The organism is Frankia sp. R82 (assembly GCF_023716925.1).
In the GTDB taxonomy this organism is placed as follows: Bacteria; Actinomycetota; Actinomycetes; order Frankiales; family Frankiaceae; genus Frankia.
On record NZ_JAMQQG010000355.1, the window covers coordinates 1 to 9,750 of the forward strand.

The window sequence follows — 9,750 nt, forward strand, 5'->3', positions numbered from 1 at the left end:
AGCTCGTCCCCGGTCGCGGCGTCGGCCCCCGCCGGGTGGGCCACCGGATCGCCAGCAGCCAGCGCGCGGGCCGTCGAACCGGGAGCCGTCGAACCGGGAGCCGTCGACGCGTGGGCAACCGGGCCGTAGGCGGCCAGCGCACGGCGGGCGAGGCGGCGCACCTCCTCGGCCAGCGCGACGGGCGCCACCACCCGGACGTCGGCGCCGAGCCCCAGCACCAGCCGGTGCAGCCAGGTCGTCTCCCCCGCGTACAGGGTGACCTCGAGGTCACCGCCGGGCAGCTCCCGGGCGGCCGTCACCGGGTAGTAGTCGGCGACCCAGCGCGCCGGCGCGGCCAGTTCGAGCACCACCTTGACGTCCCCGGGCCCGGGGCGGTAGATGCCGTCCTCGACGTCGCGGGACACCGCGTCGGGGGGCGGATCGGCCTCGACGTCGAGCAGACGCACACCGTCGAGGCGGTCGAGGCGGAACAGCCGGACGGCCTCGGCCCGGTGGCACCAGCCCTCCAGATACCAGCGGCCGTCGCGCACGAGCAGGCGCATCGGGTCGACGTCGCGTTCGGTCAGCTCGTCGCGTGACCACACGAGATAGCGCAGGTGCACCCGGCGGCGATCGCGCAGCGCCTCCTGCAGCACGGCCAGCACCGCGTCGGAGGCGTCGATGCTGACCCGGACCTGGCCGGCCACCCGGCCGGACGAGCCGACGGCCCGTTCCAGCTTCTCCAGGGCCCGGTCGAGTGCGTCCCGTCCGGCCAGACCCGGGACATCGGCCAGCGCGCGGGCGGCCACCAACAGTGCGGTCGCCTCGTCGACGGACAGCCGCAGCGGACGGTCGAGGGTCTGCGGATCCGCGATGGTGATCTGGTCCCCGGAGTAGCTCAGGTCGATCAGGTCGCCGGGCGCACCGCCCGGCAACCCGCAGACGAACAGCAGGTCCAGGTCGTTACGCAGCTGCCCCTCGGTGATCCCGAACGCCGCAGCGGCCGCAGGCAGGCTCACCCCCGGATGGGCCCGCAGCCATGGGACGAGGGCGAGCAGCCGGGACAGCCGCTCGGTCGCGGCGCTCACCGTCGCTCACCCACCATCGGTGGCGGCCGGTCCGGCGGCGGCCTGCAGCCGGGCGATGACGGCGGTACGCAGCTCCGGCGGATCGAGCACCAGGACGTCGGGGCCGGAGCCGACGATCCAGCGGGCGAACCGTTCGGTGTCGGTGAACGTGCGTTCCAGCAGGTCCATGTCCGCAGGGAAGACCGGGCGTGGACGGGCCGGGGGGATGCAGCCGGTCGACACCGCCTGGGCACCCCGACGCAGCGCATGGCAGGTGCCGTGGCGCACCGCGAGGGTGGCGGTGCGCACCCGCTCGGCCGGAGCCTGGGCGGAGACCATCGCGGCGAGGTCGACATCGGCCGGGACCTGCACCGCACCCGCCGGGCCGACCAGGCGCACCGCCCCCGCCACCCGGGACAGCCGGAACACCCGCTCGGCGCCGCGGTGCAGATCGTGGCCGACCAGATACCAGCGGCCCCGCCAGGACAACACCCCCCACGGCTCGACGTGCCGCTCGGCCGCCTCGGCGTCGCCGACCTTGCGGTAGGGAAAACGGATCACCCGGCCGGCCTGGACCGCGGCCAGGCACGCCTCGAAGGCAGGTTCGGTCGCGTCCACCCGCGGTTCGAATCCGTCCAGCACTCCCAGCCCGACCGCCCCGGCCCCGCCACCGACCTGGTCCCCCGAGCCGGACACGATCTCACCCCCGGGCCCTGCTCCGGCCACGGATGCGCCGCTGGCGGCGAGCTTGCGCAGGGCGCTGGCGGCCGGGCCGGCCAGCGCCGCCACCGACCACAACGACCCGGCCAGGGCGAGCGCGGCAGCCTCGTCGGGGGCGAGCTCGAGATCGGGCAGAGCATAGTCACCGCGGTGCACGCGGTAGCCGACCTCGTCGCTGAACACCGAGCCCCGCCCGGTCTCCAGCGGAATGCCGATCTCGCGCAGGTACGCCTTGTCACGTTCGAACATCCGCCGAAAAGCTTCCTGCTCCTCGGCGGTGACACCGGGCTCATAGCCCTCGACGAGTTCTCCCAGTTCGGACACGGTCAGAAACCGCGACGTCGCCATCAGGCACATCGTCAGATTCAACAGGCGTTCCACCCGGCGCCGGGACACAGCCACACAGGTTAGTCGCCTCCCTCGCCCACGCCAGACGCCACCCCCGCCGTCGCCCGTCCCGCAGGCTCCGTGTCGGTGTACCGCGCGCACTGCACCGATGCCCGAGCTGCCGGTGACGATGGTGTCGCCTGCGAAACCGACTGAGGTCGGCGGGCGGGCTGTGCCGTGCCGGTGGTGCGCGCTGGCGACGACGCTCCACCAGAACGCCTTGGGTGGGGCTTCGTCGTGTGCATGGGGTGTGCGGGCGCGCACGTAAGGATCGGTACTTTCCTGGCGCGGTTCGACGCGCTGCAGTCGCTGGACCCCGCCGGCTCTCTCACGAACACCGACCGGGCGGCGTCCACGGGTCGGCCGGTGAGGGCCTGCCGGATCTTCGCGCGTCGCCGGGTGCCCGCCGGCGGCGAGGTCCGGGAGGCTGTCGGGGTGCGGGAGGCTGTCGGGGTGAGAAGATCAGGCTGATCTGCGATGCCTACGGACTACACGAGCGCACCCGTCTGGTCGGGGCCCTCCGGCGACGGGTACGCCCCCACCGGGGCTGCGCCACCCACCGCACATACGTCTTCCGAGTCCCCACTGCTCATCCGGGAGATCCCCGCGACCGCACAAGATCATCAGTACGCGAAGATCCACCCCCACTGCCGGGATTCCAGAACATGCCCTAGGGCTGGGCTCCGCTGCCGGACGCGCCGCCGTCGAAGGAACTGCCACTGCCCAACGTCCCGGCGTTGTCACCGAGGGAGATCAGGTCGACGACGAAGACCAGGGTGTCGTCGGCGAGGATGGTGGGCGGCTGGCCCCCCATGGGGCCGTAGCCGAGCGCCGGTGGGATGAGGATCTCGCGCCGTCCGCCGACCTTCATGCCGTTGATGCCGCGACCGAAACCGGTGATCGTGTTGGCCAGCGGGAACGTCGCGGGCTGGCCGGCGCCGGCGCCGGTGCCACCCCAGGTGGAGTCGAACTCCTTGCCGTCGCGCCACAGCACACCGGTGTACCGAATGGTGACGGTGCTCGCCGCCGTGGCGGTGCTGCCGCTGCCGGTGACGAGGTCGCGGGTGAGCAGCTGGCTGGGGGCACGGCCGTGCCCGGCGGCGATCTGCGGGGCGCGGTGCAGGTCGGCCGCGTTGGTGACGGCGGGCAGCACCGCGTCGACGGGACGCGACGTGGGCGCGGGAGCCGCGGCGGTGCCGTCGGGCGCGGTGGACGCCGAGCAGCCGGCCAGACCAGCCACCAGCAGGACGGGAGCAAGCACGGCCGCGGCCAGGCGGGCACCGGAGACGCGACGCAGGGCGGACATCACAGGGGGCGGGTTCCTTACGGGCAGAGACGGGTTCGGGCATGCGCCGCACATGCTCGCACGCCCGGGCGTCCCGACCCGCGCAGGGCGCACGGCGCGGACGCCCAAGGCGTGCGGGCGGGGGCTACATGCTGGCGATGAGCTTGTCGACGCGGTCGTCGACGGAGCGGAACGGGTCCTTGCACAGGACCGTACGCTGCGCCTGGTCGTTGAGCTTGAGGTGCACCCAGTCGACGGTGAAGTCGCGGCGTTTCTCCTGGGCGCGTTTGATGAACTCACCGCGCAGCCGGGCCCGGGTGGTCTGCGGCGGCAGCGACTTCGCCTCGAACACGTCCAGGTCGCGGGTGACCCGTTCGACGAGACCGGCCCGTTCCATCCGGTAGTACAGGCCGCGGTCGCGGTGGATGTCGTGGTACTTCAGGTCGAGTTCGGCGATCCGCGGCGAGGCCAGGGACAGGCCGTGGCGGTGTCGGAAGCGCTCGATGAGCACGTACTTGGTCACCCAGTCGATCTCGCGGGCGACCAGCTCGAGGTCGTCGGTCTCGATCGCGAGCAGGGTGCGACCCCACAGGTCGAGTACGCGCTTGGCCACCGCGTCCCCGCCGCGGCGCTCGACGAACTCGACGGCCTTGGCGTGGTACTCGCGCTGGATGTCGAGCGCGGACACCTCCCGGCCGTTCGCCAGTTTGATCTTGCGCTGGCAGGTCATGTCGTGACTGACCTCGCGGATCGCCCGGATCGGGTTCTCCAGGGTCATGTCGCGCAGCATGACGCCGGCCTCGATCATCCGCAGCACGAGGTCGGTCGAGCCGAGCTTGAGCAACATCGTCGTCTCGCTCATGTTCGAGTCGCCGACGATGACGTGCAGCCGGCGGAAGCGCTCGGCGTCCGCGTGCGGCTCGTCGCGGGTGTTGATGATCGGCCGCGAGCGGGTGGTCGCGGACGACACCGACTCCCAGATGTGCTCGGCCCGCTGGGAGATGCAGTAGACGGCGCCGCGCGGGGTCTGCAGCACCTTCCCCGCACCGCACAGGATCTGCCGGCTGACCAGGAACGGCACGAGCACGTCGGCGAGCTTGGAGAACTCGCCGTGCCGACCGACGAGGTAGTTCTCGTGGCAGCCGTAGCTGTTGCCCGCCGAGTCGGTGTTGTTCTTGAACAGATGGATGTCGCCGGCGATCCCCTCCTCCCGCAGGCGACGCTCGGCCTCCACCAGCAGGCCCTCCAGGATGCGCTCGCCGGCCTTGTCATGGGTGACAAGATCCGGCACCGAGTCGCACTCCGGGGTGGCGTACTCCGGATGGCTTCCGACGTCGAGGTAGAGGCGGGCGCCGTTCTTGAGGAACACGTTCGAGCTGCGTCCCCAGGACACGACACGACGGAACAGGTACCGCGCCACCTCGTCCGGGGACAGCCTTCGCTGCCCCCGGAACACGCAGGTGACGCCGTACTCGTTCTCCAGACCGAAGATGCGGCGATCCACGTCTGTGACCCTATGCTCGGATGCCACCCGGGCGTGGGCAGACGCCCGGGCCGCTCCCAACGTCTCTCAACGTCGCGGTGATCCGCCGGCCGGTGGTGGTTCCAGCGGGACGGTCCGTTCGAGGGTCGAACGCCGACCCGGGACGACCGCGCCCCCCGCCTCCTGCGCCGGTCCCGCGCCGCCCGTGGGCACGTCCGGGCCGGACGGCACCGCCGGACCGGACGGCACCGCCCGGTGGGACGAGGGGACCCGGCCGGCTGCCGTGACCGTGTGGCCGCCCACCTGGCCCGCGCGGGGGGTGTGGATGGGCCGCTGCCCACCGGACCACAGCCGCCCGGCCGCACCGGGCAGGGCCCCCCGCTCGCCGACGAACACCAGCCACAGGCCGACGAGCAGCCACACCGCCAACACCACGACAGGACGTCCACCGGCCGCACCGTCGAAGTAGTCGGTGGAGCGCAACAGCGTCACCCCCGCGCCGGGCGGGGCGAACTGGCCGACGTCCCCCCACGGCCCGGGCAGCATCTCCGGCGCGGACGCCGCCGCCGACAGCGCCGTGCCGACCACCATCACCAGCACGACCCCGACCAGCCCGGCCGTCCCGGCGACGGCACCAACTCCGACGACCGGCGCGACGACGGCCAGCGCCAGCAGCGTCACCACCGCCATCGTGGTCAACAGCGATCCGGGCAGCACGTGCAACGCCCCGCGCAGCGCCACCGCCCCCGCGAACCCGGCGAGCACCGCGAACAGCGCGATCGCGGCCAGGCGCACCGCGCGGGACCGAACCAGCCGGGTCAACAGCACCCCCGCCGCCGCCAGGACCAGCACCAACGGCAGGTAGCCGGCGGCCAGCCCGCCACCACCGACGTCGCGTGGGGCGGTCGGGACGACGTCGACCACCGGGATCTCCAGGCCCGGCATGAACACCCGGATACCGCGGGTGAGCGCCTCGGTCACCGCGGGACTCGCCGCCGAGGCCACCCGCAGAGTGAGCCCGCCGTCGCCGATGACGATCGCCGCATAGGCGTCCCGGTCGCGCAGCGCACGGTCGGCCGCGGCGACACTGCCCACCGTGCGCACCGACAGCGCGCCCGGCTCCACCCGACTGATCTGGTCGGCGAGCGCCCCCGCCGCCGGCTGCGGCCCGACGGTCAGGATCGGCAGGTCACGGGGCCGCAGACTGGTCACCGACGTGCCGTACAGCCAGACCAGCAGGCCCGTGAGCAGCGCGAGGCCGACCGTCAGCAGGCCCAGTCGCCGCAGTGCCCCCAGCCCCAGCTCGGACGCCCCGGTTCCCGCACCGCGCGTCGCCGCACCCGCCGGGCCCGTGACCGCCCCCGGCGGTCCCACGTCCCGCCCGACTCCCCCGCCCCCGACGCCCCGACGCACCACCTCGGGCCGGCCACCCCCCGCAGGGGCCAGGTCGACCCCGGCACCGCCGAGCCCGATACCGCCGCAACCGGCATCCGCGGAACCGGCATCCGCGGAACCAGGAGCGCCGCGGACGGCCTCCTCGGTCCCGACGCGATCAGAAGCGGAGCCGGAACCGTCTGGTCCGACCCGACCGACCGTGCCACCACCACCGGCTGCGGCTGCGGGCGGGCCGGCGGCGTCCGTGTCGGGACGGGCGGGTGCGGGGCCGGAACCGCCGCCCTGGGCGAGGCGCTGGCCGGGCAGGCCGTCGTGGTCATGGCCGCCGCCGGGCCGCGGGAGCCCGTCCGACGTCACCATGGTGGTGTCCCGCGTCGCGTCGCGCCGCTGCCCACACCGGGCATCGGACGGCCCGTTGTCTCCTCCGGCCGAGCTCTGCTCACCGCAATCTCCCCTCCGTCCGGCGGAGCCGCCGGGACGACTACAGGGAGTAGCGTGAAGCCTTCTCGAGGTCACGTCCTGTTCGACCACCGAGCCTCGGCGTGTCACCTTCGGGCGTGTCCCGGCGGACCAGGCGATGCCATCCGGATTCGATGGTCACCACGACGGTCACCACGGCGCGGACGGGGAAGGATGGGCGCCATGACAAGCCGAACGAACGACGCGACCACCCGCGCGGGCCGGGTCGGGGCGCTCAAGAGCCATCTGCGCGCCGAGGTCGACCGCCAGGGCGCAGTGCCACTCACCGTGATCGCCCCGGCCGCCGACGATCCGCCTCGCGGCGGGGTCGTCGTCCTCCAGGACGCCCGCGGCATCACGCCCTACCTGGTGTCGGTGTGCGACCGGCTGGCCGACGCGGGCTGGCTGGCCGTCGCCCCGCATCTCTACCACCGGGAGGGAATCGACGAGGTCGACCCCACCGGCGGCTGGCCGCAGGCGATTCCGACGATGGACCGGCTGACCGGTGACGGCATCGACACCGACGTGGACGCCGCGTTCGCCCATCTGGACGCCGTCGGTTTCGGCCCGTCCCAGCAGGCGGTTCTCGGCTTCTGTATGGGCGGCACGGTGGCGCTGCACACCGCGACCCGCCACGAACTGCCGGCCGCGGTGTCGTTCTACGGCGGCGGGGTCAGCACCTCGGCCTGGCCGGGGGTGCCGGCCCTGGTGGAGGCGGCCGGTCAGCTGCGCGGCCCGTGGCTCGGCCTGTACGGCGAGCAGGATCAACTGATCACCACCGACGAGATCGCGGCGCTGCGGGCGGCGGCAGGGCGCAGCGGCCAGCAGACGGAGCTGATCAGCTATCCGGGTGCCGGCCATGCCTTTCACAGCGACGACCGGGACGCGGTCTACCGCCCGGCTGCCGCGGCCGACGCCTGGTCGCGCACGCTCGCCTTCCTCGATCAGCAGGTCCGCCCCCGCTAGCCGGCACGGCGGGCAGGCGGGAGCGGCCTGTCGCGGGTCGTCGTGAGGGTCCGAACGTTCGATGGCCTCCACGACGGCCCGCGAGGTGGTGCGTGCGGGTCAGGCGGAGGCGGTTTCGGCGAGCAGCTCCTCGAGGGGCCGACCGTTGATCCGCTTGAACTGACGGCGAGCCCGGGTGCGGTCGAGCAGGCCGACCTCCAGGTTCGCCGCGGTGAGCACCCGCTCGCCGCTCTGCGGCATGCCCGGCGGGACGCTCACAGTCAGCGCCCGCACGGCCACCCGCAGCGCGTCGGCCAGGGACTGGCCGTCCCGGTGGTGCTCCTTGAGCGAGGTGCTGACCTGGTCGGACGCGCCGCCGATGGCGACGAAGCCACGCTCGTCGGCGATCGACCCGTCGAAGGTCAGCTTGTAGATCTGGTCATCGTCGCTGCTGCGGCCGACCTCGGCCACGACGATCTCGACCTCGTACGGCTTCACACTCTCGGTGAAGATTGCCCCGAGGGTCTGCGCGTAGGCGTTGGCGAGGGCCCGGCTGGTCACGTCGCGGCGGTCGTACATGTAACCGCGGGAGTCCGTCAGCCGGATGCCCGCGGTGCGCAGGTTCTCGAACTCGTTGTACTTGCCGACGGCGGCGAACGCGATCCGGTCGTAGATCTCGCTGATCTTGTGCAGGGTCACCGACGGGTTCTCGGCGACGAACAGGATCCCGTCGACAAAGGTGATGACGACGACGCTGCGTCCGCGTGCGATGCCCTTGCGCGCGTACTCGCTCTTGTCGCGGACCTGCTGTTCGGGGCTCGCGTATCCGAACGGCATGGTCACGTCAGCCTCCCGCGCTTGTGGAACGGTCCGCGATGATGGACCTCACCACGGGTTCGACCTCGTCATCGGCGTAGCGACGGTATCCGTCCACGGTGACGACGGCGACGATGGGGTACAGCCGGCGGATCAGGTCGGGGCCGCCGGTGGCGGAGTCGTCGTCGGCGGCGTCGTAGAGCGCCTCGATCGCGATCCGCACGGCGTCGTCCTGGCTGAGGTCGGGCCGGAAGCGCTTCTTCAGCGATCCCTTGGCGAACACCGACCCGGAGCCGATCGACTCGTAGGTCCGCTCCTCGGACTTCGCCGCGGCGATGTCGTAGGAGAAGATCCGCCCGATGCCGTCGTCCTCGTCGTACCCGGCGAACAGGGGGACGACCGCGAGGCCCTGCATAGCCATCGGCAGGTTGCCCTTGACCATCGCGGCGAGCCGGTTGGCCTTGGCGTCGAGGCTGAGCGTGGCGCCCTCGATCTTCTCGTAGTGCTCGAGCTCCACCTGGAACAGCCGGATCAGCTCGGCACCGACGCCGGCGGTACCCGCATAGCCGACGCAGGAGAAGTCATCGGCGTGGTGCACCTTCTCGACGTCCCGCTGGGCGATCATGTGTCCCTGCGTCGCCCGCCGGTCGCCGGCCATGATCACGCCGCCGGGGAAGGTCACCGCGACGATCGTCGTGCCGTGCGCGACCTCGGTGACCGGCACCGGCAGGGCCTCACGGGCTCCCGGGAGCAGGTGCGGCGCCGCCTGCGACAGGAAATCGGTGAACGACGACGTGCCCGGCGCCATGAAGACAGCCGGCAGGCGCCCGGCGCCACCCAATGGATCCGCCACGCATCCCCCTTTCGATAGACGTACTCGCCCGGACCGACGGCCCGGGGGCTCCCGGCGCCGAGTCGGACGTGCGCATGAGCACAACATAGGGCCATCGCCCGCAGTGATGGCCCGAGAGGGCGACCCGACCGGCCACGGCCGTGCCATCGCACCTTCGTCACCCGCCACCGCTGCCACCCCCGGGCCCCGGCCAGGAGCACTTTCGGGCCCGGGCACCGGGCCGGCACGGCCTTCTCCCACCGGATGCCCGCCCGCCGGCCAGTCCCACCGGCGCACGTCCACGCTGTCGCCGGTCGGCAACCGTGGGCACGGCTGCGCCCTCGCATCCCGCACCCTGGGCGCCGCCCAGCGGTGCCACCCC

General features: G+C 72.9%; 7 protein-coding genes and 1 pseudogene. 1 reads left to right on the forward strand and 7 read right to left on the reverse strand.

Annotation, left to right across the window (positions count from 1 at the left end; genetic code table 11):
- Positions 1-122: 122 nt before the first annotated feature.
- The 5 genes and pseudogenes from ND747_RS28490 to ND747_RS28510 all read right to left on the reverse strand — a co-directional run.
- Positions 123-1,067 (reverse strand): annotated as a pseudogene (locus ND747_RS28490) (helix-turn-helix transcriptional regulator); the annotation flags it as partial.
- A 6-nt stretch (positions 1,068-1,073) separates the two neighbouring features.
- Positions 1,074-2,114 carry a YafY family protein gene (locus ND747_RS28495; RefSeq protein ID WP_251737345.1) on the reverse strand — a complete coding sequence of 347 codons (1,041 nt, stop codon included), beginning with the start codon at positions 2,112-2,114 and terminating at the stop codon, positions 1,074-1,076.
- A 709-nt stretch (positions 2,115-2,823) separates the two neighbouring features.
- Positions 2,824-3,459 carry an FKBP-type peptidyl-prolyl cis-trans isomerase gene (locus ND747_RS28500; RefSeq protein WP_251737346.1) on the reverse strand — a complete coding sequence of 212 codons (636 nt, stop codon included), beginning with the start codon at positions 3,457-3,459 and terminating at the stop codon, positions 2,824-2,826.
- Positions 3,460-3,583: 124 nt separating this feature from the next.
- Positions 3,584-4,942 carry a Pup--protein ligase gene (gene pafA / locus ND747_RS28505; protein ID WP_251737347.1) on the reverse strand — a complete coding sequence of 453 codons (1,359 nt, stop codon included), beginning with the start codon at positions 4,940-4,942 and terminating at the stop codon, positions 3,584-3,586.
- Positions 4,943-5,008: 66 nt separating this feature from the next.
- Entirely contained in the window at positions 5,009-6,676 is a 1,668-nt protein-coding gene (locus tag ND747_RS28510; protein ID WP_251737348.1) for a hypothetical protein, read from the reverse strand.
- A gap of 282 nt (positions 6,677-6,958) precedes the next feature.
- On the opposite strand from ND747_RS28510, the gene ND747_RS28515 reads away from it, so the two are divergent.
- Positions 6,959-7,741 carry a dienelactone hydrolase family protein gene (locus ND747_RS28515; protein WP_251737349.1) on the forward strand — a complete coding sequence of 261 codons (783 nt, stop codon included), beginning with the start codon at positions 6,959-6,961 and terminating at the stop codon, positions 7,739-7,741.
- A 99-nt stretch (positions 7,742-7,840) separates the two neighbouring features.
- On the opposite strand, the gene prcA is transcribed toward ND747_RS28515, so the two are convergent.
- Both prcA and prcB read right to left on the reverse strand, forming a co-directional pair.
- A complete protein-coding gene (prcA, locus tag ND747_RS28520) occupies positions 7,841-8,563 on the reverse strand; it encodes a proteasome subunit alpha (protein ID WP_251737350.1) in 723 nt (240 codons plus the stop codon).
- A 1-nt stretch (position 8,564) separates the two neighbouring features.
- Complete coding sequence (gene prcB / locus ND747_RS28525) at positions 8,565-9,389, reverse strand: proteasome subunit beta (protein WP_251737351.1); 825 nt, start codon at positions 9,387-9,389, stop codon at positions 8,565-8,567.
- Positions 9,390-9,750 lie beyond the last annotated feature (361 nt).

Excerpts from the sequence above, each read along its gene's own strand:
- ND747_RS28510 (WP_251737348.1), bottom strand. The coding sequence starts at position 6,676 with ATGGTGACGTCGGACGGGCTCCCGCGGCCCGGCGGCGGCCATGACCAC.
- ND747_RS28495 (WP_251737345.1), bottom strand. The coding sequence starts at position 2,114 with ATGGCGACGTCGCGGTTTCTGACCGTGTCCGAACTGGGAGAACTCGTC.
- ND747_RS28515 (WP_251737349.1), top strand. The coding sequence starts at position 6,959 with ATGACAAGCCGAACGAACGACGCGACCACCCGCGCGGGCCGGGTCGGG.
- ND747_RS28500 (WP_251737346.1), bottom strand. The coding sequence starts at position 3,459 with ATGTCCGCCCTGCGTCGCGTCTCCGGTGCCCGCCTGGCCGCGGCCGTG.